26 protein-coding genes are annotated in these 22,674 nt (G+C 72.4%); 11 read left to right on the plus strand and 15 right to left on the minus strand.

Annotation, left to right across the window (positions count from 1 at the left end; genetic code table 11):
• The first annotated feature begins 153 nt into the window (after positions 1-153).
• On the plus strand, positions 154-1,704 hold the full coding sequence (locus tag CG740_RS26670) for an FAD-dependent monooxygenase (protein WP_100577802.1): 1,551 nt from the start codon (positions 154-156) through the stop codon (positions 1,702-1,704).
• A 61-nt stretch (positions 1,705-1,765) separates the two neighbouring features.
• Complete coding sequence (locus CG740_RS26675) at positions 1,766-2,344, plus strand: dihydrofolate reductase family protein (protein WP_100577803.1); 579 nt, start codon at positions 1,766-1,768, stop codon at positions 2,342-2,344.
• On the opposite strand, the gene CG740_RS26680 is transcribed toward CG740_RS26675, so the two are convergent.
• Entirely contained in the window at positions 2,341-2,961 is a 621-nt protein-coding gene (locus tag CG740_RS26680; protein WP_100577869.1) for a TetR/AcrR family transcriptional regulator, read from the minus strand. The two genes, CG740_RS26675 and CG740_RS26680, sit on opposite strands and share 4 nt — an antisense overlap.
• Before the next feature lie 261 nt (positions 2,962-3,222).
• Here CG740_RS26680 and CG740_RS26685 point away from each other — a divergent pair, with 261 nt between their 5' ends.
• Entirely contained in the window at positions 3,223-4,194 is a 972-nt protein-coding gene (locus tag CG740_RS26685) for a zinc-binding dehydrogenase (RefSeq protein ID WP_100577870.1), read from the plus strand.
• 46 nt (positions 4,195-4,240) lie between these two features.
• On the opposite strand, the gene CG740_RS26690 is transcribed toward CG740_RS26685, so the two are convergent.
• The 3 genes from CG740_RS26690 to CG740_RS26700 are packed head-to-tail and all read right to left on the minus strand — an operon-like array spanning position 4,241 to position 7,139.
• Complete coding sequence (locus CG740_RS26690; protein WP_100577871.1) at positions 4,241-5,500, minus strand: GNAT family N-acetyltransferase; 1,260 nt, start codon at positions 5,498-5,500, stop codon at positions 4,241-4,243.
• A gap of 25 nt (positions 5,501-5,525) precedes the next feature.
• Complete coding sequence (locus tag CG740_RS26695) at positions 5,526-6,485, minus strand: asparaginase (RefSeq protein ID WP_100577804.1); 960 nt, start codon at positions 6,483-6,485, stop codon at positions 5,526-5,528.
• A gap of 60 nt (positions 6,486-6,545) precedes the next feature.
• Positions 6,546-7,139 (minus strand): RsiG family protein, encoded by a 594-nt coding sequence (locus CG740_RS26700; RefSeq protein WP_100577805.1) that lies wholly within the window; start codon positions 7,137-7,139, stop codon positions 6,546-6,548.
• A gap of 166 nt (positions 7,140-7,305) precedes the next feature.
• On the opposite strand from CG740_RS26700, the gene dtd reads away from it, so the two are divergent.
• The gene (gene dtd, locus CG740_RS26705; RefSeq protein ID WP_100577806.1) at positions 7,306-7,731 is read left to right on the plus strand and encodes a D-aminoacyl-tRNA deacylase; all 426 of its coding nucleotides are present in this window, start codon (positions 7,306-7,308) and stop codon (positions 7,729-7,731) included.
• A gap of 19 nt (positions 7,732-7,750) precedes the next feature.
• Here dtd and ygfZ read toward each other — a convergent pair whose 3' ends face one another.
• The 3 genes from ygfZ to CG740_RS26720 all read right to left on the minus strand — a co-directional run bounded on the left by ygfZ (position 7,751) and on the right by CG740_RS26720 (position 9,804).
• A complete protein-coding gene (gene ygfZ / locus CG740_RS26710) occupies positions 7,751-8,716 on the minus strand; it encodes a CAF17-like 4Fe-4S cluster assembly/insertion protein YgfZ (protein WP_100577807.1) in 966 nt (321 codons plus the stop codon).
• Between the two features lie 10 nt (positions 8,717-8,726).
• Entirely contained in the window at positions 8,727-9,164 is a 438-nt protein-coding gene (locus CG740_RS26715) for a Fur family transcriptional regulator (protein WP_100577808.1), read from the minus strand.
• A gap of 67 nt (positions 9,165-9,231) precedes the next feature.
• Positions 9,232-9,804: an FABP family protein gene (locus CG740_RS26720; protein ID WP_100577809.1), complete on the minus strand. Its 573-nt coding sequence runs from the start codon at positions 9,802-9,804 to the stop codon at positions 9,232-9,234.
• Between the two features lie 227 nt (positions 9,805-10,031).
• Between CG740_RS26720 and CG740_RS41615 the strand changes: the two genes are divergently transcribed.
• Together CG740_RS41615 and CG740_RS26730 are read left to right on the plus strand one after the other, a co-directional pair.
• Entirely contained in the window at positions 10,032-10,163 is a 132-nt protein-coding gene (locus CG740_RS41615) for a hypothetical protein (protein ID WP_267895425.1), read from the plus strand.
• Positions 10,164-10,186: 23 nt separating this feature from the next.
• Entirely contained in the window at positions 10,187-10,552 is a 366-nt protein-coding gene (locus CG740_RS26730; RefSeq protein ID WP_100577811.1) for a DsrE family protein, read from the plus strand.
• A 34-nt stretch (positions 10,553-10,586) separates the two neighbouring features.
• Here the strand turns inward: CG740_RS26730 and CG740_RS26735 are convergent, their stop codons facing one another.
• The 8 genes from CG740_RS26735 to CG740_RS26765 form a co-directional block, all read right to left on the minus strand.
• Positions 10,587-10,946: a DUF3099 domain-containing protein gene (locus tag CG740_RS26735; protein WP_100577812.1), complete on the minus strand. Its 360-nt coding sequence runs from the start codon at positions 10,944-10,946 to the stop codon at positions 10,587-10,589.
• 59 nt (positions 10,947-11,005) lie between these two features.
• Positions 11,006-11,293, minus strand: coding sequence for a DUF1416 domain-containing protein (locus tag CG740_RS26740; protein ID WP_030362227.1), 288 nt, complete (start codon positions 11,291-11,293; stop codon positions 11,006-11,008).
• Positions 11,294-11,356: 63 nt separating this feature from the next.
• Positions 11,357-12,202 (minus strand): sulfurtransferase, encoded by an 846-nt coding sequence (locus CG740_RS26745; RefSeq protein WP_100577813.1) that lies wholly within the window; start codon positions 12,200-12,202, stop codon positions 11,357-11,359.
• 183 nt (positions 12,203-12,385) lie between these two features.
• Positions 12,386-12,466 carry an Ms5788A family Cys-rich leader peptide gene (locus CG740_RS41955; RefSeq protein ID WP_350751515.1) on the minus strand — a complete coding sequence of 27 codons (81 nt, stop codon included), beginning with the start codon at positions 12,464-12,466 and terminating at the stop codon, positions 12,386-12,388.
• A 713-nt stretch (positions 12,467-13,179) separates the two neighbouring features.
• Entirely contained in the window at positions 13,180-13,929 is a 750-nt protein-coding gene (locus CG740_RS26750; protein ID WP_199846578.1) for an LmeA family phospholipid-binding protein, read from the minus strand.
• A 125-nt stretch (positions 13,930-14,054) separates the two neighbouring features.
• Positions 14,055-15,368: a hypothetical protein gene (locus CG740_RS26755; protein ID WP_100577814.1), complete on the minus strand. Its 1,314-nt coding sequence runs from the start codon at positions 15,366-15,368 to the stop codon at positions 14,055-14,057.
• Positions 15,369-15,378: 10 nt separating this feature from the next.
• Entirely contained in the window at positions 15,379-15,633 is a 255-nt protein-coding gene (locus CG740_RS26760; RefSeq protein ID WP_100577815.1) for a MoaD/ThiS family protein, read from the minus strand.
• A 33-nt stretch (positions 15,634-15,666) separates the two neighbouring features.
• Complete coding sequence (locus tag CG740_RS26765; RefSeq protein ID WP_100577816.1) at positions 15,667-16,485, minus strand: alpha/beta hydrolase; 819 nt, start codon at positions 16,483-16,485, stop codon at positions 15,667-15,669.
• Positions 16,486-16,786: 301 nt separating this feature from the next.
• Between CG740_RS26765 and CG740_RS26770 the strand changes: the two genes are divergently transcribed.
• The 5 genes from CG740_RS26770 (at position 16,787) to CG740_RS26790 (ending at position 22,228) form a co-directional block, all read left to right on the plus strand.
• The gene (locus CG740_RS26770) at positions 16,787-17,554 is read left to right on the plus strand and encodes a response regulator transcription factor (RefSeq protein ID WP_100577817.1); all 768 of its coding nucleotides are present in this window, start codon (positions 16,787-16,789) and stop codon (positions 17,552-17,554) included.
• An 81-nt stretch (positions 17,555-17,635) separates the two neighbouring features.
• Positions 17,636-18,658: a LacI family DNA-binding transcriptional regulator gene (locus tag CG740_RS26775; RefSeq protein WP_100577818.1), complete on the plus strand. Its 1,023-nt coding sequence runs from the start codon at positions 17,636-17,638 to the stop codon at positions 18,656-18,658.
• Between the two features lie 121 nt (positions 18,659-18,779).
• On the plus strand, positions 18,780-19,952 hold the full coding sequence (locus CG740_RS26780; RefSeq protein WP_100577819.1) for a S1C family serine protease: 1,173 nt from the start codon (positions 18,780-18,782) through the stop codon (positions 19,950-19,952).
• Between the two features lie 135 nt (positions 19,953-20,087).
• Positions 20,088-20,819, plus strand: a complete 732-nt coding sequence (locus tag CG740_RS26785) for a response regulator transcription factor (RefSeq protein ID WP_100577820.1) — start codon at positions 20,088-20,090, stop codon at positions 20,817-20,819.
• A 26-nt stretch (positions 20,820-20,845) separates the two neighbouring features.
• A complete protein-coding gene (locus CG740_RS26790) occupies positions 20,846-22,228 on the plus strand; it encodes a sensor histidine kinase (protein ID WP_199846585.1) in 1,383 nt (460 codons plus the stop codon).
• Positions 22,229-22,674 lie beyond the last annotated feature (446 nt).

The raw sequence follows: 22,674 nt of genomic DNA on the forward strand, positions 1-22,674 counted from the left end.
CAGCCGTGGCCCCACTCAGCGCCTGCTGTCGGATTCCACCGTCGACCGGGCAGCGCGTGTCGGATACCGGCGTGATGGGGTCGTTTTCTGGTTCGGGTGGGGTGGGCGGCGGAGCGTTGCCTCTGTCCTGACCGCACGGCCGGAGGAGATTCCATGGATACCGAAGTGCTCGTCGTCGGCGCTGGGCCGACCGGAATGACGCTCGCCAACGAGCTGCTGACGGCAGGCGTACCGACCGTTCTCGTCGACAGGCTGGCCCGGCGCAGCGAGCTGTCCAAGGCGGGCGGTGTGCAGTCCCGCACGCTGGAGGCGCTCGACCAGCGGGGGCTCCTGGAGCCCTTACTGGCCACCGGGGACCACCCCGTCACCACCGGCCACTTCGCGGGGATCCCGCTGCCGCTCCGCTCCAACGGGCCCCGGCTGCCCTGGCGTTCGGTACCGCAGGTGGTGATCGAGGGGTTCTTCGAGCGGCACCTGGCCGAGCACGGCCTGTACGCCCGGCGGGGCCACGAGCTGTCCGGTCTCGCCCAGGACCACGACGGGGTCACCGCGACCTTCGCCGACGGCTCGACCCTCCGCGCCCGTTACCTCGTCGCGGCCGACGGGGCCCACAGCATCGTACGGTCGCTGCTGCGGGCCGCGTTTCCCGGGCAGCCCGGCACGTTGACGATCGTCGCCGCCGACGTGCGGCTGAGCGGCGACGATCGGGTCGGCTCGCACACCTGGAGCGAGGACGGGCACTGGGCGGCGCTGTTCCCGCTCGGCACCGACGCGCAGGGCAGGCCGCTGCGGCGGCTGGTCATCGGCGGTCCCGGCCGGTCCCTGCCGAGGGAGATACCGGTCACCGAGGACGAGATCCGTGACAGCCTCGCCACCGTCTTCGGCACGGGGGTACGGCTCCTCGAACTGCGCTACGCCCGCCGCATCACCAACGCGTCGCGGCAGGCCGAGCGGTACCGGCACGGCCGGGTGTTCCTCGCGGGCGATGCCGCCCACGTCCACCTTCCGCTCGGCGCGCAGGGCATGAACACCGGGATGCAGGACGCATTCAACCTCGGCTGGAAGCTCGGCGCCGCGGTGCACGGCTGGGCTCCGGAGCACCTGCTCGACACGTACCACGCGGAACGGCATCCGGCCGGGGCCGCCGTCCTGCGCAACGTCCGGGCGCAGAGCCTCCTCATGGACTGGACCGGCACCCGCGATCCGGACGTGCTCGCCGCCCGGGAGGTCTTCACGGGCCTGGCCCAACTCCCGGACGTCCAGCGGCATCTCGCCGATCTGATGTCCGGGACGGCGGTTCGCTATCCGATGCCGGGCACCGGGGACCATCCGCTCGTCGGCCGCCCCGCGCCCGACCTGGACCTCGGCCCGACCCGGGTGCACGAGCTACTGCGGTCCGGGCGCGGGATCCTGCTCGACCTGCCCGACGCCCCGTCCGGACTGCCCCACCCGTCCCACCCGTCCGACCCGTCCGACCTGTCCGACCTGTCCGACGCGTCCGCCAAGATCGTCGACCCCTGGTCGGACCGGGTGGACCAAGTGGCCCTGATGCGCTCCGGCTCCGGCTCCGGCTCCGGCTCCGGCTCCGGCTCCGAGCCGATGCTCATCCGGCCGGACGGTTACGTGTGTTGGGCCGGCCGGGACGGCCTGGAAGCGGCGCTCGGCCACTGGTTCGGCGAGCCGCGCCGAGCCGGGCGGCGATGAGTTCCGGGGGCCGAGCGGGTCTACCCCCAGGACGGTACCGCCCCGGCGAGAGGAACCCGCCATGCCCGCCCTGCCCGACACCGCACCCCAGACCCCCGAAGGCAAGGTGCTCTGGCACTTCACCATGTCCCTGGACGGGTTCGTGGCCGGCCCCGAACACTCCATGGGGTGGTTGGCGGGGGCCTCGTTCCGGGCCGGGCTCGTCCAGGAGTACGTCTCGACCACCGGCGCGGTGCTCGGGGGCCGGGACGGCTGGGAAGCCCGTCCCGACCCCACGGGCATCTACGGCGGCGCCTGGCAGGGTCCGCTGTTCGTGCTCACCCACCACCCCGAGGACGCCGGGCCCGTCGCGGGCGTCACGTTCCTGGGCTGCGGGGCGGCCGAGGCCGTACGGACCGGGCTCGCGGCCGCGGGCGGCAAGAACCTGGAGGTGTTCTCGCCGAGCATCGGCCGCCAGCTCCTGCGGCTCGGCCTGATCGACGAGATCGATCTGCACATCGCGCCCGTGCTGCTCGGCGACGGCATCCGCCTCTTCGACGACCCCGGCGGCTCACCCGTACCGCTCGCCCTGGTCAACGGCGACGACCCGACGGCCACCGTGAACGTCCGCTACCGGCCGCTGCCCGAGCAGAGCCGCTAGGCGTGCGCCCTGACGACCCGCCAACTCCCGTACGCACCCGCCCGCGCCGCCGCACCCGCGGCCAGCGCGGCGCGGTCCGCGGTCGGCTCGTCCAGGGGGTCGCCGCTCACCAGGAAGCGGTAGTAGAGCGGGGCGGAGACGGCCCGGATCACCTCGCGGGCGTCCGTGCCGGGCGGCACCTCGCCCCGCTCGGCGGCCCGCGTCACGCAGGGCGCCCACTCCTCGATGCGGGTCGCGTAGAAGCGGCGCAGCGCGCCGGCCGCGCGGTCGTCGCAGGTGGCCGCGGCGATCACCGCCTTGAACAGGGCGCCCTGCCGCGGGTCGGTCAGCGTCCCGGCGACGAGTCGTGCGTTCGCCCGCAGATCGCCGTCGAGCGAGCCGGTGTCCGCGCGCGGCGAGGACTGCTCGGCCATGTCGTCCAGGAGGTCGGCGACCAGGCCCGTCGTCGTCGACCAGCGCCGGTAGACGGTGGTCTTGCCCACTTCCGCCCGGCGCGCGACATCCGCGAGGTCGAGCCGGTCGAAGCCGTGCTCCACCAGCGCGTCCCCGGCCGCCCGCAGCACGGCGGCCCGTACCCGGGCGGTCCGCCCGCCCGGCCGGACCGTGCCCGGCTCCATGCCCTCCACGCGCGACTCCCGTTCCCGGCCCGACGGAGGCGAGCCATTTTCCTCGCTTTCCCTCACTTTAAGGGAATCCCGGCACCGTTAGTACGGGCCGCCGGCCGTCCAGTACGGGCCGCCCAGCCGTCCTTGACCTCAAGCGCACTTGAGGCCGAACACTCACCGTACGAGCAGCGAGAGCAGCGAGAGCAGCTACCGCGGCAAGAGCGAGCGCAGGCCGCGCCCCGGCGCGGACAACGGGTTGGAGCAGTGATCGACATGCGTGTGGCACAGGTCCAGGAATTCGGCGGGCCCGAGGTACTGGTGACGGCGAGCGCGCCGGACCCGCTCGCCGGGGAGGGCGAGGCCGTGGTGGCCGTCGACCACATCGACACCCTCTTCGTGCAGACCCAGATCCGCGCGGGAGCCTTCGGCGAGTACTTCGACGCCAAGCCCCCTTACGTGCCCGGCGGCGGTGTCTCCGGCACGGTCACCGCCGTCGGCCCGGGTGTCGACACGGGCCTGGTCGGCCGCCGGGTGGCGGTGTCCGGCGCGGACGACACCTACGCGGAGTTCGTGAAGGTCCCGGCCACCCACCTCTCCCCCGTGCCCGACGGCGTCGGTCCGCGCGAGGCGGCCGCCCTGGTGCACGACGGCGTCACCGCCCTCGCGCTCCTCGACACCACCGCGCTCAAGCCGGGCGAGACCGTCCTGATCACCGGCGCCTCGGGCGGCATGGGCACCCTGCTCGTCCAGTTCGCCCACGCGCTCGGCGCCCGGGTGGTGGGTGTGGCCCGTGGGCCCGAAAAGACCTCGCTGGTAAGGGAGTTGGGGGCCGACCATGTCGTCGACGCGGCGGATTCGGGGTGGGGCCGGCAGGCCCGCGCGGCGCTGGGCGAAAGCGGCGCCGATCTCGTTCTGGACGGAGTCGGCGGCCAACTCGGGCTTTCGGCTTTCCCGTTGACCGCCGACGGCGGTCGCTTCTCCGCACACGGCGCCCCCAGCGGCACCGGGTTCGCGGCCGTCGACCCGGCGCAGGCCGAGCGGCGCGGCATCACCCTGCTCGGCATCGGCGACGTACAGCTGACGCCGGAGCGCCGCCGCGAGCTGCTCGGCCGGGTGCTCCAGGAGGCGGCGGCCGGCCGGCTGCGGCCGGTGATCGGCGAGGTGTTCCCGCTGGCCCGCGCCGCAGACGCGCACCGGGCCATCGAGAGCCGCGCCCTGGTCGGAAAGGTGCTGCTCAAGCCGTGACCCCGTGAACGCCCGGCACGGTTCCGATCCCCCACGGGGGTGGGGGTCAGAACATGTCGGGGCACCAGGGGCGGCCGGCCGTGCGGAACAACTCGTCCGTGCGCGCCGCCGCCCCCGCCCTCTCCTCGGCCGCCCGGCCGAGCGCGAGCAGCCGCCGCGCCGACTCGTCGCCGAGGTAGAGGGAGGCCAACTCCCTTACGTCCAGGGTCAGTTCGGCGGTCCGGGTGGTAGAGGTGCAGCGGGCTCCCGCCGGGCCCGCCTCCAGCAGGAAGCGGCCCGCCGCGAGGCCCGCGGGGTCCACGACCTCAAGGACCAGCGTGCCCTCGGCGGCGTAGGTGCGTGCCTCCAGGACCCGTACGACGTCGAGCAGCCGCAGCCACAGATAGTCGGAGTGGGTGACGATCCTGGCCGCGCGCGGGTTCGGGAAGTACTGCGGCAGCAGGTCGTCGGGAGCGCGGCGGCCGGTGCGCACCGTGCGGATCCAGTCGATGGAGCACAGGTAGTGCCACAGCGCGCGCTCGGCCTCGGGGGTGAGGGCGATCAGGTCCGCCACCGTCGCCGTGTTCTCCGGCAGCTTGGCGTCGCTCCACCTGTCGTCGGCGCGGTAGCCGGCGAACCCGGCCGGGGCGCCGTCGGCGGTGCGGTACACCGCGAAGAACGGCTCGGTCCAGGGCTCGTAGCGGCGGGCCACTCCGGTCGTCAGGTCCCACCAGCGCCGGTCGCGGCTGATCGCCCCGTGCCGGGTCGGCCGAAAACGTTCGAACACCTCGGCGCCGAGCTTGGCGGCCTCGGCCATATCCACGAGTTCGATGCTGCCGCCGTCGGCCGGGGCCGCCCAGCGCGGGTCGAGCCCGGCGCGGGCCGTGTCGATCTCCCACTCGGTGATGTGGGACGCCGGGCCGTACCCGTAGCGGCCGTAGATCGGGTACTCGGCGGCGATCAGCGTGGACGCGACCTCGCCGCGCTCCTTGGCCGCCGCCAGCTCGGCCGCCATCATCCGGGTGAGCAGGCCGCGCCGGCGGTGGGTGGGCGTGACGGTGACACCGCTGACCGCGCTCACCGGCAGCGCGGCGCCGCCGACCGTGGTCAGCTCCTGCGCGAAGGAGCGGAACGTGGCCACGCACCGGCCGCCGTCGAAGGCGCCCTGGATCCGGCCCAGTTCGCTGTTGGCCTGCAGACCCCGCACGTACTCCTCGTCCGCCGCGGGCGGCCGAAGGAATCCCACATTGACCGCCCCCATCCAGTCGGTGAACTCGTCGTCGGCGACGGTACGGACCTCGATGGCGGGCTTGGCCGGAGTGCTCATGGCGGCCACGCTAGGCCGGTCGGGCTCAGAATGTCGCCCGTATTTCGCCGACCTCCGCGGCCCCGCCCAACAGCGGCGCCCGGCCGATGCGGTCCACGACCGGACCCTCGATGCCCAGCTGCCGGAGCGCACGGGCCAGGATCGGGCCGAGCGCGCGGATCGCGCCGTCGTCGACCTTGAAGGCGAGCGCCCGGCCGTCGGCGAGGGCCACCGCCTGCACCGCCTCGGCGCCCATCTTCGACAGGGTGCCGGGCACCTCGCGCATCAGCCAGGTGTCGGGCCGCCGGGTGCCGGCCACGTACTCGGGGTGGGCGCGCATGGCCTCGGCCACCCGGCCCTCGACCGTGCCCGCGTCCGCCGTCGCGAAGGTGCGGAAGGCGCGCGCGAGACCGGTGAGGCTGATCGCCATGAGCGGCGCCCCGCAGCCGTCCGTGCCGACCGAGGCGACCCGCTCGCCGGCGGCCGACTCGACGGACTCCAGGACGAGCCGCTGCAACGGGTGGCCGGGGTCGAGGTAGGTGCCCTGGTCCCAGCCGTTCAGCTTGCAGGCCGCGAGCATCGCCGCGTGCTTGCCGGAGCAGTTCATGGTGAGCCGCTCACGGACGTGCCCGGCGGCCAGGTACGCCTCGGCCTCGGCGGGGTCGAGCGGCAGGTCGGGCGGGGTCTGGAGGTCGTCCGGGGTCAGGCCGTGCTCGGCCAGCATCTTGCGCACGAGGTCGAGGTGGAAGCCCTCGCCCGAGTGGCTGGCCGCGGCGATGGCCAGGCGCTCGCCGGACAGCTCCAGACCGGCCCGCAGCACGGCGGCGGCCTGCATGGGCTTGTTGGACGAGCGGGGGAAGACGGGCGCGGCCGGGTCGCCCAGCGAGAACTCGACGCTGCCGTCGGCCGCCAGCACCACCAGCGAGCCCCGATGATGGCCCTCGACGAATCCGGAGCGTACGACTTCGGCGAGGACCGGGGGTATCGGGGACGTCACGGCGGTCATGGGGTGCGGCCTTCCGGGCGGGTGACCCGCCCCGGAGGGATCGCTTCCGATACGAGCGGGTCACATGAGCAGATCGTCTACTTGCGCTTCCCCATCACGGTACCTGCGGGCGATCTCCGCGCTGCAATCGTCGGCGGTGCGCTGGACCTCCTTGCGGCGCCGCGAGACCTGCTGCTCGTAGCGGATGAGGCGCCCGGTGGCGGTGTGCAGCTCGTCGTCCGTTCGGGCGCCCAGGTCCGACAGCTCGACCTCGGCGTCCATCTCGGCGGCGAGCAGCCGGTACTCCTCGCTGCGCGGCGCCGACAGCGTGACGTGGCGGGCCGAGGCGCGGTGCGAGGACGGCGCGTCGGTGAGGATCTCGGCGAGCCGCTCCACCACCGGCGCCTGCGGCCCGGTGCGCCGGGCCAGCTCGGCCCGCAGGATGTCGATCCGGCCGTGCAGCAGCCGCCGCACATAGCTGAGGTCGGCCTCGTCGCGCTGCGACTGGCGGCGCAGGGTGCGCAGCTCGGCCAGCCGGAGCGCGGCCAGGTCGTGTTCGCGCTGGGGCGGCAGAGTGCCGCCCGCTCGCTGCACGGGCGGGCGCACGGCGGTACGCGGGTTGGTCCGGGTCAGCGATACGGGACCGGACGGCTGCCCGGCGCCTGATGTGCTCATGCTTTTTCGTCCCCTCGACCGGTGCATGGGGTCTCCCCCGGCCCAGGGGACCCAGGGGAAGCACCGCCTGTACGCATCGTGCCACTCCGGGTACGGCACGTGCAGGTGCACTGCACCCGTTCAGCCGCTCGGAATTCGGCCGTGCCGTTGGCATAGGTTGGGGCGCATGCGAGCGGTGGTGCAGAGGGTCGACGGCGCACAGGTCGTCGTGGACGGTGAGACGGTCGGCGAGATCGAGGGCGAGGGCCTCTGTGTCCTGGTCGGGGTCACCCACGGGGACGATCCGGACAAGGCGGCCCAGCTCGCCCGCAAGTTGTGGTCGGTTCGCATCCTTGAGGGCGAGAAGTCCTGCTCGGACGTGAATGCGCCCTTGCTGGTGATTTCGCAGTTCACTCTCTACGGGGACGCTCGCAAGGGCCGCCGCCCCACGTGGAACGCGGCCGCCCCCGGCGAGGTGGCCGAGCCCCTCGTCGACGAGGTGGTGGCCCAACTGCGGGCGCTCGGCGCCCTGGTGGAGACGGGCCGGTTCGGCGCGGACATGCGGGTGTCCCTCACCAACCACGGCCCGTTCACGCTCCAGATCGAGGTCTGAGACCCGGGCCCGGCGTCGCCTACGGCTCGACCACGACCTCCTGCGCCGCGGCCGTGTTCCCCGCCAGGAGGGGCGCGTCGACCGGCACGTTCCGCTTCACCAGGGCCAGGGCGATCGGGCCCAGCTCGTGGTGGCGGGCCGAGGTCGTGATGAAGCCGAGCTGGCGGCCCTCGGCACCGTCGGCCGCGAGCCGCACCGGAGTGCCGTGCCCGGGAAGCAGCACCTCGCTGCCGTCCAGGTGCAGGAAGACCAGGCGCCGCGGCGGCTTCCCCAGGTTGTGGACGCGGGCGACCGTCTCCTGGCCCCGGTAGCAGCCCTTCTGGAGGTGCACGGCCGGGCCGATCCAGCCCACCTCGTGCGGGATCGTGCGGTGGTCGGTCTCGAAGCCGAGCCGGGGCCGGTGCGCCTCGACCCGGAGGGCCTCGTACGCCAGGATGCCGACGAGCGGGCCCGCCTGCGCCGCGTACGTCTCCAGGTCGGCGCGCGGCAGGAACAGATCACGGCCGTACGCCGTCTCGCGCACGACCACCCCGTCCGGCACCTCGGCGATGGACCCGGCCGGCAGGTGTACGACCGCGAACTCCTCGGTGCGGTCGGCCACTTCGACCCGGTAGAAGAACTTCATCGACTCCAGGTACGCGATCAGCTCGCCCTGGGTGTCGGGCTCGACGTGGATCCACACCGTGGTGCCGTCGTCGACGAGGTACAGGGCGTGCTCGACGTGTCCGTTCGCGGAGAGGACCAGTGCCTCGGTGGCCTGCCCGACGGGCAGCTCGCTGACGTGCTGGGTCAGCAGCAGGTGCAGCCAGCTCAGCCGGTCGTCGCCGGTGACGGTGACGACTCCGCGGTGCGAGAGGTCGACGAGACCGGTTCCGCCGGCGAGCGCGCGCTGCTCGCGGAACAGATCGCCGTAGTGCGCCGCGACTCCTTCGTCGCGCCCTTCGGCGGGGACGGCGCCGGCCTGGGACAGCAGAGGGCTCTTCATGCGGGCAAGCCTACGACTCGGCGCTTGAAGCCTTCTTTGCGCAGTCCGCGCAGCGGCCGAAGATGGCGAAGTGCTTCATGTCCGTCTCGAAGCCGAAGGTGTCCCGGAGCTTCGCGGTGAAGTCCGCGGCCTCCGACACGTCCGCTTCGATCACCGTGGTGCAGTCCCGGCACACCAGGTGGATGTGGTGGTGCCGGTCGGCCAGGTGGTACGTCGGGGCGCCGTGGCCCAGATGCGCGTGCGAGACCAGACCCAGCTCCTCCAGGAGCTCCAGGGTCCGGTACACGGTCGAGATGTTCACGCCGCCCGCCGTCTTCCGCACCTCGGTGAGGATGTCGTCGGGCGTCGCGTGTTCGAGCACGTCGACGGCCTCCAGGACGAGCTGTCGCTGGGGGGTCAGGCGGTACCCGCGCCTGCGGAGGTCGCTCTGCCAGTCGGTGGTCACCACGCTCCCAGTGTAGGAGGGAGTGCGGCGACTCCCAGGGGCGAAGGACGCCCGGCTTCCGGAAGCGGGCCTACTTGAAGAAGGCGATGCCGTCGTCCGGGAGGTCGCCGAGGCCACGGGCCATGTCCGCCACCTCTTCCGGGGTGACGACCTTCTTCAGGTGCGCCGACATGTAGGGGCGCAGCTCGACCTCGGGGGTCGCCTTCTCGCCGACCCACATCAGATCGCTCTTCACGTAGCCGTACAGCCGCTTGCCACCCGTGTACGGTCCGGAGGCCGCGGTGCGGGCGACGGCGTCGGTGACCAGGTCGATCTGCGGCTTCTGGTGGGCGAGCTCGCCGTACCAGATCTCGACGATGCCCTGGTCACGGACCATGACGACCTCGACCTTGCGGTCCTTGTCGATGCGCCAGTAGCCCGACTCGGACTCCAGCGGCTTCACCTTGTTGCCCTCGGCGTCCAGGATCCAGGAGTGCGAGACGTACTCCAGGAAGTCACGGCCGTCGTGGGAGAAGGTCACGGACTGCCCGAAGTTCGCCTTCTCGGCGCCCGGGAAGTCGGTCACGCCGGCGCCCTCCCACGTACCGAGGAGGAAGACCAGGGGGACCAGGTCGGGGTGGAGGTCGGACGGAATCTCGATCATGAGGCTGCGATCTCTTCGTTGCGGTCGGGGTTAGCGCTGACCCTGGTACAGCTTCTTGACGGTCAGACCGGCGAAGGCGAGGACGCCGACGCAGACCAGGACAAGGAGGGTGGAGAAAACAGCCTCAAGCACGGGGGGCTCCTCGCATGAGCGGGTGTAGGGGCGGTCAGGGCCGGCCCCCAGCCTAATGGGTGGGGGGCCGGCCCTCTCGGTGAGGTACGCCGCCGGTGGCGCGCCCCGCGTACGGGCGGACCGTCCTCCAGGAGCTGCTCCTGGAGGACGGTCGTCCGGTGGAAGGGGACCGCGGCGGCCTCGTGCGTACCGGAGACCCGGCGGCCGGCGCCGAACTCCGGTCGTGACCCGGCGGATTACAGTTCCGCATATGCCGAACAAGAAGCTCGTGATCAAGGTGACCGCAGGTGCCGACGCACCCGAGCGGTGCTCGCAGGCCTTCACGGTGGCGGCGGTGGCCGTGGCCAGCGGGGTCGAGGTCTCGCTCTGGCTGACCGGCGAATCGTCCTGGTTCGCCCTGCCGGGCCGGGCCGCCGAGTTCACCCTCCCCCATGCCGCGCCGCTGCCGGACCTCATCGCGTCGGTGCAGGCGGGCGGCCGGATCACGCTGTGCACGCAGTGCGCGACCCGGCGGGAGATCACGGAGCAGGACGTCCTGGAGGGCGTACGGATCGCGGGGGCTCAGGTCTTCGTGCAGGAGATCATGGCGGACGGCGTACAGGCGCTCGTGTACTGACCGGCGAGGGGCGGGCGAGGGCAGCCGCCGCGGGCTAGGGGCGGCGCTTCTTGCCGTCCAGCTCGTCCCACCACTCGTCGGACTTGGGGTCGCCCGAGGGGTCGTCCCACCAGCGGTCGTCGGGGCCGCGCCGGTTGGCGACCATCGCGGCGATCGGCGGGATCACCATGGCGACGACGCACATCCCGACCGCCACCGGAATCGACCACAGGCGCACGAATCCCCAGGCGGACACGAAGAGCAGGATGCAGCCGCCCATCATCCAGAAATAGCCGCGCCGACGTCGGGCCAACATGCATCCAGCGTACGACCGGGGAGCCGAGCCGGATACGGGAAGAGGCCGGTAAGAGAGCGGGCCGGGGCAGGCCGGACGGCGCGAAGGGCCGCACCCCATTCCAAGGCGTCCAACCCCCGGGGTGCGGCCCTCCGGCCGGTACTGCGTGCTGCCGCCGGTCAGACGGCGATGGCGACCTCGGCGAGGCCACCGGTCTGGGCGACGACCGTACGGTCCGCGCTGCCGCCCGGCACCAGGGCGCGCACGGTCCACGTGCCCTCGGCCGCGTAGAAGCGGAACTGTCCGGTGGCCGAGGTCGGGACCTCGGCGGTGAACTCGCCCGTCGAGTCCAGCAGGCGCACGTAACCGGTGACGGGCTCGCCGTCGCGGGTCACCTGGCCCTGGATCGTGGTCTCACCGGGCTTGATCGTCGAGGCGTCGGGGCCGCCGGCCTTCGCTCCACACATGGGTTCTTCCTTACGGTCTACGGTCTACGGTCCGGGTGCTGGGGGCTGAGCGGGCTGCGCGGGTTACTTGTTGGCGCCGAGCTCGATCGGCACGCCGACGAGGGAGCCGTACTCGGTCCACGAGCCGTCGTAGTTCTTGACGTTCTCCTGGCCGAGCAGCTCGTGCAGCACGAACCAGGTCAGCGCCGAACGCTCGCCGATGCGGCAGTACGCGATGGTGTCCTTCGCGAGGTCGACCTGCTCGTCCTCGTACAGGGCCTTGAGCTCGTCGTCCGACTTGAACGTGCCGTCGTCGTTGGCGTTCTTCGACCACGGGATGTTGCGCGCGGACGGGACGTGGCCCGGGCGCTGCGACTGCTCCTGCGGGAGGTGGGCCGGGGCGAGCAGCTTGCCGGAGAACTCGTCGGGCGAGCGCACGTCGACGAGGTTCTTGGAGCCGATCGCGTTGACGACGTCGTCGCGGAAGGCGCGGATCGAGGCGTCCTGGGGCTTGGCCTTGTACTGGGTGGCCGGGCGGCTGGGGACCTGGTCGCCGTCCACGAGGTCGCGGGAGTCCAGCTCCCACTTCTTGCGGCCGCCGTCGAGGAGCTTCACGTCCTGGTGGCCGTAGAGCTTGAAGTACCAGAAGGCGTACGAGGCGAACCAGTTGTTGTTGCCGCCGTACAGGACGACGGTGGTGTCGTTCGCGATGCCCTTCGCGGAGAGGAGCTTCTCGAAGCCCTCCTGGTCGATGAAGTCGCGGCGGACCGGGTCCTGGAGGTCCTTCGTCCAGTCGATCCGGATCGCGTTCTTGATGTGGTTCTTCTCGTAGGCCGAGGTGTCCTCGTCGACCTCGACGATGGCGACCTTCGGGTCCTCGATGTGGGCCTCGACCCAGTCGGCGTCTACCAGGACGTCACTGCGGCTCATGTTCTTCTCCTCCGGGGCAGTCTGCGGGGGCGGTGCGGTGTGCGGGTACGCGGCCTCGGCGACGGCGGCTTCGCACGGCTGCGGGTGCGGGGGTGCGGGGCGCGTACGGCGGCACGAGGGGTGGGCCTGGGGGCCTGGGTACGGCCGAGGGGCCCGGGGAATGCGGGAGTGCGAGCGTCCCGCTCAGAAGGGGCGACAGAGCATGGCGGCGACGCGGCACAGGTCTACTGCCCGCCGCTTCGTGAGGTCCGCCTGTCGCTTCATGCGTCCGATCGTAGGGAGGGGGAGTGGGGCGTGTCACCGGTGTGTCGCATGCTGAGACTCGATCATCCGCATACTGATACGCGCGGGCCTGCGAAGTCTCCTCCGGCTCGGCCGCGGCGGGCTTTGCCCGGCCCCGCGCCTGTCCTGCGGACGGGGGTGTCTCAGCATGCGGGCCGTGCGCTGCTGGGGGCGGGGTTTGCCCACCCTCCCGCCCGTGCGGCGCGCCGCAGGGTTCAGCCCCTGGGGCTCCGCCCCAGACCCCCTGAGGGGCTGCGCCCCTCGACCCCCGCAAGGGGCTCCGCCCCCTGCACCCCCGTTCGCGCCTGAACGGCGCTCGTCCTCAAACGCCGGACGGGCTGAAGATGCCGATGCCGGCCAGCACCGAGGCATTCGGGGCCACCTACAGGGGCGCGAGGAACTGCGCGAGAAGCGACCACGACCCGCGGACAAAAACGGGGTTGGGGGCGCGGGGAACTGCGCGAGCAACCACGCACGGTCCGCAGCTCAAACGGACCCAGGGGCGCGGGGAACTACGCAAGAAGCGGGCACGGTCCGCAGCTCAAAACGCACCCAGGGGCGCGGGGAACTACGCAAGAAGCGGGCACGGTCCGCAGCTCAAAACGGACCCAGGGGCGCGGGGAACTGCGCGAACGGCCCCCGCGGCCCGCAGGCGAAGAAGCGGGGACCGGGGCCAGGGGCGGAGACCCAGGTGCTCAGCCCGCCAGGCGGACTTCCTTGCCCTCGCCCGAGAAGCGGAGGCCCGACTCAGACGCCGTGACCTTGCTGAGCTTGATGCTCGACGGCATGCCGTCGATCTTCAGGTCGTAGTCGACCGCCTTGCGCAACCGCGCATCGAACCCCGGCACGGGCAACGCCGGCAGCGACTCCGCCCGAAGCTGCACCGAACCCGCCGCGTTCAGACCGACCGTGCTGTAGGCCGAGACCGTACGCCCCTGGAGCAGCGCCTTCACCGCCGCCGGCAGCGTGACGCCCTGGCCCTCGATGAGGTCGGTGAGCGGGCCCGACACCTTGACCTGGCCCTTGGCGGCCCGCTCCGGCCCGGCGTAACCGACCGTCGCCCCCTTGGGCGCGGCCTTGGAGAGGTCCGCGTACGAGATGTTCGCCGCCCCGTCGGCCCGGCCCGCCACCGCCGACGAGAAGGAGCTGTCGATCTTCACCGCGTACAGCTCGGCCGTCACCTCGGTGACGTTCACCGAGTGGCCCCCGGCGGTGGCGGTGACCCCGGAGAGGGAGACGTCGACCTCGTCGAGTTCCTTGCCGAGCACCTGGGTCAGGAAGGGGAAGCCCTTGATGTCGACGTCGGGCGTCGAGCCGAGCCGCTGGCTGCTCTTGATCTTGTCGGCCGTCTTCGACTCGGCGACGTTCACCGCGATGCGGTCCACGGCGACGAAGATTCCGCCGAGAACGATCGCGATGACCAGAAGTATTCGCAGTGCGCGCATTGCCTACGTGTCCCCCACCAGTCGGCCGCCACTCGGCCATGGACTCATTGATCAGAAACGTCAGAAGCAGACGAACGGAAGAACCGACGCCTTCGAAAGACGATCACGACACCAGCCGCGGTTCCCTAAGCCACCGCCCGGCCGATGAGATACAGCGCGGGCACCGCCGCGGTGAGCGGCAGGGCCACGCCCGCCGTCATGTGGACGAACCGGGACGGGTAGTCGTACGAGGCGACCCGCAGCCCGATCAGCGCGCAGGCGCCCGCCCCGAGGCCGAGCAGCGCGCCGGACGCGCCGATGCCGGTCAGTCCGCCCACCGCGATGCCGGAGCCCGCGGCCGCGAGCAGCGCGACCGCCACCGAGACGGCCGACGGCAGCGGCAGGGCGCGGGCGAGGACCGCGACGGCCACCGCGGCCGCGCCGACGGACACCGCGTGCGGCGGCGCCGCGAGGTAGCCGCCCGCCATGACCGCGAGGGCCGCCGAGGTGACGGTCGCCATCAGGCCGTACATCCGCTCGTCGGGATCGGCGTGCGAACGGAGCTGGAGGACCAGGGTGAGCAGCACCCAGACGCCGAGCGTGCCGAGGATCGCGGCCGGCGCGTGCTCGCGGCCGAGGGCGAGCAGGGCCACGTCGGCGACGAGCGCGCCCGCGAAGGCGAGCGCGATGCCCTGCCGGGCGGGCCACATGCCGTTGAGCCGGAACCAGCCCGCCGCCGTGACCGCCTGGAGCGCGACGAGCGGGACGGCCAGGGCGTACGGGCCGATGGGCGCGGCCACCGCGAGGAGCAGGCCGAGCACCGCCGTGATGGCCGCGGGCTGCATGCCGGGCGCGATGACCGGCGAGCGGCCCTCCGCTCGGGCCCGCTGGGCGTCGGTGATCCGCGCGTTGCCGACCGTGGTGGGCGGGCTGTAGGCCGGACCCGAGGCGGATGCGGCGGCCGGCCCGGCGGCCGGGGGCGTGGCGGGCTCGTAGACCGGGGCCGGAGCGGGCGCGGAGGCCATCGGCATCTCGGGCGGCAGCGGCACGGAGGCCGTACCCGCGCCGTGCTGCGGCGGCAGATAGGCCGTCTCCTCGGCGCCCGCGTGCCGCGGCGGCGCGTACGCCGGGTCGACGGGACGCTCCTCCCACGACGGCTCGGGCTGCGCGGGCTGCATGGGCTGCGCGGGCTGCGCGTGGCGCCCACGGCGCGGGGACGGATCCACCGGCTGATGCTGCTGCACCGGCTGCTGCTGCACGGGCGGGATCGTGGGCTGGTACTGGGTGTCCCAGGTCTGCCCCTCCCACGTCTGCGTGTACTGCTGGTGGTCCTGGTACGGCTCGTGCGGGAACGGCGGCTGGGACTGGGGCTGGGGCTGTACGGGCTGCCCGTACTGGTCGTACGGGTCGTACGGGGGCTGGGCCTGTGGCCGCTGCTGATACGGGTACTGCTCGCTCATGACGTGGGGGTCACCCTCCTGCGAACGGCGGGAGCACCTCGACCGTGCCGCCCTCGGCAAGGCGTACGGTCTCATGCTTCCGCTTGCCGACGGGGTCACCGTCGACCAGGAAGGAACACCGCTGAAGTACGCGCGTGAGCTCACCGGGGTGCCGTTCGCGCACCGCGTCGAGGGCTTCGGCCAGCGTCCGGGCCGCGTACGGCTCCTCTGCGACACCGGCCGCGGACTTGGCCGCGGCCCAGAAGCGGATGGTTCCCGCTGCCATGGTCAGGCTCCTTTCGTCGCCCTCCATGATGGGCTACGCGGCGGGCCGCGCGGCGATGAGCCAGCTCGCGATCCGCCCGAGCAGCTCGTCACCGGCCGCGTTCTCGGCGTGCCCCATGCCCGGCTCCAGCCACAAGCGCGCAGGTCCGGCCGCCGCCAGCATGCGCGGATGGTCCACCGGGAAGTACGGGTCGCGGTCGCCGTGGACGATGAGCAGCGGGGTCGGCGCGATCAGCGGGACGGCCTCGACGGGCGAGAGCGGTACCGGGTCCCAGTCCTCGGAGTGGATCCGGGTGGCGAAGCCCAGGCGGCCGACCAGACGGCCCGCGCGCCGGGTGATCAGCCAGTGCACCCGCCGCATGGGGGCCGTGCCCCGGTAGTACCAGCGGGCGGGCGCGCTGACCGCCGCCACTGCTTCCGTGCGCCTCACCGCGCTCCCCCGGTGGGTCGCCGCGTGCCGCAGCACCACGGACCCGCCCATCGAGAAGCCGACGGTGACCACCCGCGCGTACCCGAGTGATCTCGCCCACTCCACTGCCGCCGCCAGGTCGAGCACCTCGCGGTCGCCGACCGTCGAGCGGCCGCCGGACTTGCCGTGCCCGCGGAACGAGAAGGTGATCACGCCCGCGTACTGCGCGAACACCCCCGCGGCCCGGCGTACGGCGGGCCGGTCGGCCGAGCCCGTGAAGCCGTGCGCGACCACGATCGCGGTATCGACGTGACCCTGCACACAGGGGGTGTGAACCGCCTCGATCCGGACACCGTCGGTCGTACACAGGGTTGCGCGCCGGAGGCCGGGAGTGATCGAGGAAACAGCGGAAGTGTGAAATCGATCATCTGCCTCGGCATTCATGTGGGCTATTCTGCTTGGCAGAGGATCCGGGCACCGAAGCCCCCGGGTCCTTTTGTGTTTCCCGGTCGTTGTTACGGACGGGTGAACAAACGCTCACACAGGCCTCGGGCCGTGCGTGCGGGCCCGGGACCGGGAGCGGAACGAGCACAGAACGAAAAACGCAGAACGCATTACGCATTACGCAGGACGTACGAAGCAGTGCCGCAACGCCCCCGAGCTCTCAGCGAGCAGGAGGAACCGACGTCATGGGCGAGCCAACCGTGCACGATACGAAGCGGACTACCTGGGCAGGTGGAGCCCGATGAGCTCCTTGCTGCTCCTCACCAACGCCCTCCAGCCGTCGACGGAGGTGCTCCCCGCCCTCGGACTGCTCCTGCACAGCGTGCGGGTCGCCCCCGCCGAGGGCCCGGCCCTCGTCGACACCCCCGGTGCCGACGTCATCCTGATCGACGGCCGCCGCGACCTGCCCCACGTGCGGTCGCTGTGCCAGCTCCTGCGCTCCACCGGACCGGGCTGTCCGCTGGTGCTGGTCGTGACCGAGGGCGGACTGGCCGCCGTCACCGCCGACTGGGGCATCGACGACGTCCTGCTCGACACCGCGGGCCCCGCCGAGGTCGAGGCCCGGCTGCGGCTCGCGACCGGTCGCGCGCAGGCCGTCTCGGACGACTCCCCCATGGAGATCCGCAACGGCGACCTGTCGGTCGACGAGGCCACGTACAGCGCGAAGCTCAAGGGGCGGGTCCTGGACCTGACCTTCAAGGAGTTCGAGCTGCTCAAGTACCTCGCCCAGCACCCGGGCCGGGTCTTCACGCGCGCCCAGCTGCTCCAGGAGGTCTGGGGCTACGACTACTTCGGCGGCACCCGCACGGTCGACGTCCACGTACGGCGGCTGCGGGCCAAGCTCGGCCCCGAGCACGAGTCGCTGATCGGCACCGTGCGCAATGTCGGCTACCGCTTCGTGACCCCGGAGAAGCCCGAGCGCTCCGCCGAGGACGCCAAGGCGAAGGCCGTCGTGGAGGCGGCCACCGCCGAGACGAAGGAAGCGGCGGCGCGCTCCGCGAAGCCGTAGCCCGGACGGTAGATCACACCTGGGGTACGACCTGCGATACGCCCTGCCCAGAGGGGGGTCACCCCGCGTAGACTGCCGCGCGTGGCCAAGGTGACGCGGGACGACGTGGCACGACTTGCGGGTACTTCGACCGCCGTCGTCAGCTATGTCATCAACAACGGACCCCGGCCGGTCGCCCCGGCCACGCGCGAGCGTGTCCTCGCCGCGATCAAGGAGCTGGGGTACCGGCCGGACCGGGTCGCCCAGGCCATGGCGTCGCGGCGTACCGACCTCATAGGAATGATCGTCCCGGACGCGCGCCAGCCGTTCTTCGCGGAGATGGCGCACGCCGTCGAACAGGCCGCGTCCGAGCGCGGAAAAATGGTCCTGGTCGGCAACTCCGACTACGTCGACGACCGCGAGGTCCACTACCTGCGGGCCTTCCTCGGCATGCGGGTCGCCGGGCTGATCCTGGTCAGCCAGGGTCCCAGCGAGCGGGCCGCGGCCGAGATCGACGCCTGGGACGCCCGGGTGGTGCTGCTGCACGAGCGGCCCGAGGCGATCGACGACGTGGCGGTGGTGACCGACGACATCGGCGGCGCCCAGCTCGCCACCCGCCACCTGCTCGAACACGGCCACGAGTACGTCGCCTGCCTCGGCGGGGTCGAGTCCACCCCGGCCGTCGGCGACCCGGTGGCCGACCACGTCGAGGGCTGGCGCCGGGCCATGCTGGAGTCCGGCCGCTCGCTCGAAGGCCGCCTCTTCCAGGCCCCGTACAACCGCTACGACGCCTACAAGGTGGCCCTGGAGATCCTCGCCGGGCCCCAGCGGCCCCCCGCCATCTTCTGCTCGACCGACGACCAGGCGATCGGTGTGCTGCGGGCCGCGCGCGAGCTGCGCATCGACGTGCCGGGCGAGCTGGCCGTGGCCGGCTTCGACGACGTCAAGGAAGCGGCCCTGACCGACCCGCCGCTGACCACGATCGCCTCCGACCGGCCGGCCATGGCGCGGGCCGCGGTGGACCTGGTCCTGGACGACGGGCTGCGGGTCGCGGGCTCGCGCCGCGAACGCCTCAAACAGTTCCCCTCGCGGCTCGTCGTGCGCCGTTCCTGCGGCTGCGGCTAACCCGCCCACGAGCCGTTGACGGACGCCGCGAAGGCGTCTTTATTTCGGGCAAACGCGGTTCTGCCGGGCTTCTTACGCGGTCCTCAGACTGCTCTCATCATCCGTGGCGAAAGTCATAGACATGACCGAGAGCCCCCGCCACAGCGGCGAGTACCCCGAGCAGCAGCCTCAGCACTCCGACCACGCCGACGAGTCCTGGCAGCGAGCCAAGGACGACGCCCGGCGAGAGGCAGAGGCCCACGCGGCCGCGTATCCGCCGCCGCCCCCGTACCCGGCCACCGCGCACTTCGCCACCGCCGGGCCGGAGGCCCCCAGGCCGCGGCGCGCCAAGCGTTCGGTGGGGCTCATCGCGGCCGTCGCCATCATCGCGGCGGCGATAGGCGGCGGCACCGCGAGCTTCGTCGAGCACTACGTCGGCAACGACAACGCGAGCGTCAGCTCCGGGGTGAGCGGGACCAACGCGTCCAACAGCACCAACGGCACGGTCTCCGGTGTCGCCAAGGCCGTCATGCCGAGCATCGTCGAGATCAACGCGACCTCCGGCTCGGGCGAGTCGACCGGCGCCGGCGTGATCGTCACCGCCAACGGCGAGATCATCACCAACAACCACGTCATCTCGGGCTCGACCTCCATCAAGGTGAAGCTGAGCAACGGCAAGACGTACACCGCGAAGGTCGTCGGCACCGACCCCGACAAGGACCTCGCGCTGATCAAGCTGGACGGGGCGAGCGGCCTCAAGCCCGCCTCCCTCGGCGACTCCAGCAAGATCGCGGTCGGCGACCAGGTCGTCGCCATCGGCTCCCCCGAGGGCCTCACCGGCACCGTCACCAGCGGCATCGTCTCCGCGCTCGACCGCGATGTCACCGTCGCCAAGGAGCAGGGCAACCAGGGCCAGGGCCAGGGCCAAGGGCAGGGCCAGGGACAGGGGCGCGGTCAGGGCGGCTGGCCGTTCGAGTTCGGCGGGCAGCAGTTCAACGGCGACACCGGCTCCTCGAAGACCACGTACAAGGCGCTCCAGACCGACGCCTCGCTCAACCCGGGCAACTCCGGTGGTGCGCTCATCGACATGAACGGCAACATCATCGGCATCAACTCCGCGATGTACTCGCCGAGTTCGAGCAGCGCGAGCGGTTCGTCGGCCGGCAGTGTCGGGCTCGGCTTCGCCATCCCGATCAACACCGTCAAGTCCGACCTGTCGAGCCTGCGCAACGGCGGCAGCGGCGGCGCCGACACCGGCGGCAACGACAACAGCCAGGGCGGCGACAACTCCGGCGGCTTCGGCGGCAGCTACTGAGCGGCCCGGAGGCCACCCGAACCGCGTGGGGCGGCAACTGACCCTCCCGGGGCAGCGAGCCGCCCCGCGCCACACCGTCCGCATGCGAGGCTGATGGTCCCGAGCCGACAAGACGCACCAGAAGGAAACCCGCTCATGAGCCCCGCCGAGGACGAACCGCAGCGCATCCTGATCGTCGACGACGAGCCCGCCGTCCGCGAGGCGTTGCAGCGCAGTCTGGCCTTCGAGGGATACGGCACCGAGGTCGCCGTGGACGGCCTCGACGCCCTCGCGAAGGCCGAGGCCTACCAGCCCGAGCTGATCGTCCTGGACATCCAGATGCCGAGGATGGACGGGCTCACCGCGGCCCGCCGGCTGCGCGCGGCCGGCTCGACCACCCCGATCCTGATGCTGACCGCGCGCGACACGGTGGGCGACCGCGTCACCGGGCTCGACGCGGGCGCCGACGACTACCTGGTCAAACCGTTCGAGCTGGACGAACTCTTCGCCCGCATCCGGGCGTTGCTGCGCCGCAGCTCGTACGCGGTCGACGCGGGGGCGGCCGGGCAGGACGCCGGGAACGTCCTCAGCTTCGCGGACCTGCGGATGGACCTGTCCACCCGCGAGGTCACCCGCGGCAACCGGGTGGTGGAGCTGACCCGCACCGAGTTCACCCTCCTGGAGATGTTCCTGGCCCACCCCCGCCAGGTGCTCACGCGCGAGCAGATCCTCAAGGCCGTGTGGGGCTTCGACTTCGAGCCCTCCTCCAACTCCCTCGACGTGTACGTGATGTACCTGCGCCGCAAGACCGAGGCGGGCGGCGAGCCGCGGCTCGTGCACACCGTGCGGGGCGTGGGGTACGCGCTCCGGCCCGGCGGCGCGGAGTGAACCGTGTGCTGCGGCGCTACCGCGCGATGCCGCTCCGCTCCCGTCTCGCGATGCTGGTCGCGACGGCCGTCGCGGTGGCGGTGGCGGCGGTCGCGGTGGCCTGCTGGTTCGTGACGCGCGCGCAGTTGCAGGAGCAGATGGACAACTCGCTGCGCAACGTCCAGCCCGACCTCGGCTATCTGGCCCAGACGCTGGAGCGGTGCACCTCGGTGTCCACCAAGGCCAGCGCGGACCAGCGGCCCGGCGCGTACAACGTGCAGGTCGTGCAGCCGAACGGCGCGCGGTGCGTGGGGCGGGGCTCCGAGGCGGTCGTCGTGCAGCAGCAGGACGTCAATGTCGCGCTCGGGCTCAGCCCCTGGGCCCGGCACGACGCCAAGGCGGCGGACGGCAGCCCGGTCCGGGTGTACACCGCGCTGGCGAGCACGCCCATCGGCACCCTCACGTACTCGCTCTCCCGCCCCCTCAAAGAGGTCGACAAGCCGCTGTCGACGCTGGCCTGGGTCCTGTTCACCGTCGCCGGGATCGGCGTCCTCGCGGCAGGGGCCGCGGGCCTGTGGGTCGCACGGACCGGGCTTCGGCCCGTGGACAAGCTGACCGGGGCCGTCGAGCACGTGGCCAGGACCGAGGACCTCACGGTCCGCATCCCCGTCGAGGGCGAGGACGAGATCGCCCGGCTCTCGCGGTCCTTCAACGCGATGACCGCCGCGCTCGCCACCTCGCGGGACCGGCAGGCGCAGCTCATCGCGGACGCGGGGCACGAGTTGCGTACGCCGCTCACCTCGCTGCGCACCAACATCGAGCTGCTCGCCCGGAGCGAGGAGACGGGGCGGGCCATTCCGCCCGCCGACCGCAAGGCGCTGATGGCCTCCGTGACGGCGCAGATGTCCGAACTCGCCTCCCTCATCGGGGACTTGCAGGAGCTTTCGCGTCCGGACGCGGTCCGGGAGGGCCCCCTCGAAGTGGTCGGCCTGCACGACATCACGCGGGTCGCGCTCGACCGGGCGCGGCTTCGGGGCCCGGAGCTCACCATCACGGCGCAGCTGGCGCCCTGGTACGTACGGGCCGAGCCGGCGGCGTTGCAGCGGGCGGTGGTGAACGTGCTGGACAACGCGGTCAAGTTCAGCCCGCCGCACGGGGCGGTCACGGTGGTCCTGGACCGGGGGGTCCTGACCGTCCGCGACCAGGGGCCCGGCATTTCGGCGGAGGACCTGCCGCACGTCTTCGAGCGCTTCTGGCGTTCGCCCTCGGCGCGGGCCCTGCCCGGGTCGGGCCTCGGGCTCTCGATCGTGGCCCGTACGGTCCGGCACGCCGGGGGCGAGGTCTCGCTGGCCCCCGCCGAAGGCGGCGGCACCCTGGCCAGGCTCACCCTGCCGGGTGCCCCGACGCCGCCTCCGGAGACCGCGCCCTGACGCCCTGGGGGGGGTTGCCCACCCACCCGCCCGTGCAGCGGGTCGAAGGGCTCGGGCCCTGGGGCTCCGCCCCAGACCCCGGGCATCTTGCCCACCCACCCGCCCGTGCAGCGGATTGGATCAGCTGAGCCCTGGGGCTGCGCCCCAGACCCCCTGAGGGGCTGCGCCCCTCGAACCCCCGCAAGGGGCTCCGCCCCCTGCACCCCCGTTCGCGCCTGAACGGCGCTCGTCCTCAAACGCCGGACGGGCTGGGGATGCCCATGTGGCCAGCACGATCAGCAGGCCGGGCTGAAGCGCCCGATGCGGGCCAGCACCGAGGTCTTTAGGGGCGCGGGGAACTGCGCGAGAAGCGACCACGGTCCGCACCCGAAAGAGGCGGGACCCGGGGCGCAGCCCCCGGAAACTTCCCCACCCCCCATTCCACCCCCGGAGGGTTGCGGGAAGGG

This window comes from Streptomyces sp. CB01201 (assembly GCF_002803085.1).
Classification (GTDB): Bacteria; Actinomycetota; Actinomycetes; order Streptomycetales; family Streptomycetaceae; genus Streptomyces; species Streptomyces hundungensis.

Coding starts and splice junctions, on each gene's coding strand:
- CG740_RS26760 (WP_100577815.1), bottom strand. CDS start 15,633: ATGGCAGCGGGAACCATCCGCTTCTGGGCCGCGGCCAAGTCCGCGGCC.
- CG740_RS26745 (WP_100577813.1), bottom strand. CDS start 12,202: ATGAGCCGCAGTGACGTCCTGGTAGACGCCGACTGGGTCGAGGCCCAC.
- CG740_RS26720 (WP_100577809.1), bottom strand. CDS start 9,804: ATGATCGAGATTCCGTCCGACCTCCACCCCGACCTGGTCCCCCTGGTC.
- CG740_RS26680 (WP_100577869.1), bottom strand. CDS start 2,961: ATGGAGCCGGGCACGGTCCGGCCGGGCGGGCGGACCGCCCGGGTACGG.
- CG740_RS26735 (WP_100577812.1), bottom strand. CDS start 10,946: ATGGGGTGCGGCCCTTCGCGCCGTCCGGCCTGCCCCGGCCCGCTCTCT.
- CG740_RS26685 (WP_100577870.1), top strand. CDS start 3,223: ATGCGTGTGGCACAGGTCCAGGAATTCGGCGGGCCCGAGGTACTGGTG.
- CG740_RS26750 (WP_199846578.1), bottom strand. CDS start 13,929: ATGCGCGCACTGCGAATACTTCTGGTCATCGCGATCGTTCTCGGCGGA.
- CG740_RS26675 (WP_100577803.1), top strand. CDS start 1,766: ATGCCCGCCCTGCCCGACACCGCACCCCAGACCCCCGAAGGCAAGGTG.
- CG740_RS26765 (WP_100577816.1), bottom strand. CDS start 16,485: ATGAATGCCGAGGCAGATGATCGATTTCACACTTCCGCTGTTTCCTCG.
- CG740_RS26730 (WP_100577811.1), top strand. CDS start 10,187: ATGCCGAACAAGAAGCTCGTGATCAAGGTGACCGCAGGTGCCGACGCA.
- CG740_RS26770 (WP_100577817.1), top strand. CDS start 16,787: ATGAGCTCCTTGCTGCTCCTCACCAACGCCCTCCAGCCGTCGACGGAG.
- CG740_RS26755 (WP_100577814.1), bottom strand. CDS start 15,368: ATGAGCGAGCAGTACCCGTATCAGCAGCGGCCACAGGCCCAGCCCCCG.
- CG740_RS26690 (WP_100577871.1), bottom strand. CDS start 5,500: ATGAGCACTCCGGCCAAGCCCGCCATCGAGGTCCGTACCGTCGCCGAC.
- dtd (WP_100577806.1), top strand. CDS start 7,306: ATGCGAGCGGTGGTGCAGAGGGTCGACGGCGCACAGGTCGTCGTGGAC.
- CG740_RS26780 (WP_100577819.1), top strand. CDS start 18,780: ATGACCGAGAGCCCCCGCCACAGCGGCGAGTACCCCGAGCAGCAGCCT.
- CG740_RS26700 (WP_100577805.1), bottom strand. CDS start 7,139: ATGAGCACATCAGGCGCCGGGCAGCCGTCCGGTCCCGTATCGCTGACC.
- CG740_RS26670 (WP_100577802.1), top strand. CDS start 154: ATGGATACCGAAGTGCTCGTCGTCGGCGCTGGGCCGACCGGAATGACG.
- CG740_RS26695 (WP_100577804.1), bottom strand. CDS start 6,485: ATGACCGCCGTGACGTCCCCGATACCCCCGGTCCTCGCCGAAGTCGTA.
- CG740_RS26790 (WP_199846585.1), top strand. CDS start 20,846: ATGCCGCTCCGCTCCCGTCTCGCGATGCTGGTCGCGACGGCCGTCGCG.
- CG740_RS26740 (WP_030362227.1), bottom strand. CDS start 11,293: ATGTGTGGAGCGAAGGCCGGCGGCCCCGACGCCTCGACGATCAAGCCC.
- CG740_RS26785 (WP_100577820.1), top strand. CDS start 20,088: ATGAGCCCCGCCGAGGACGAACCGCAGCGCATCCTGATCGTCGACGAC.
- CG740_RS41955 (WP_350751515.1), bottom strand. CDS start 12,466: ATGAAGCGACAGGCGGACCTCACGAAGCGGCGGGCAGTAGACCTGTGC.
- ygfZ (WP_100577807.1), bottom strand. CDS start 8,716: ATGAAGAGCCCTCTGCTGTCCCAGGCCGGCGCCGTCCCCGCCGAAGGG.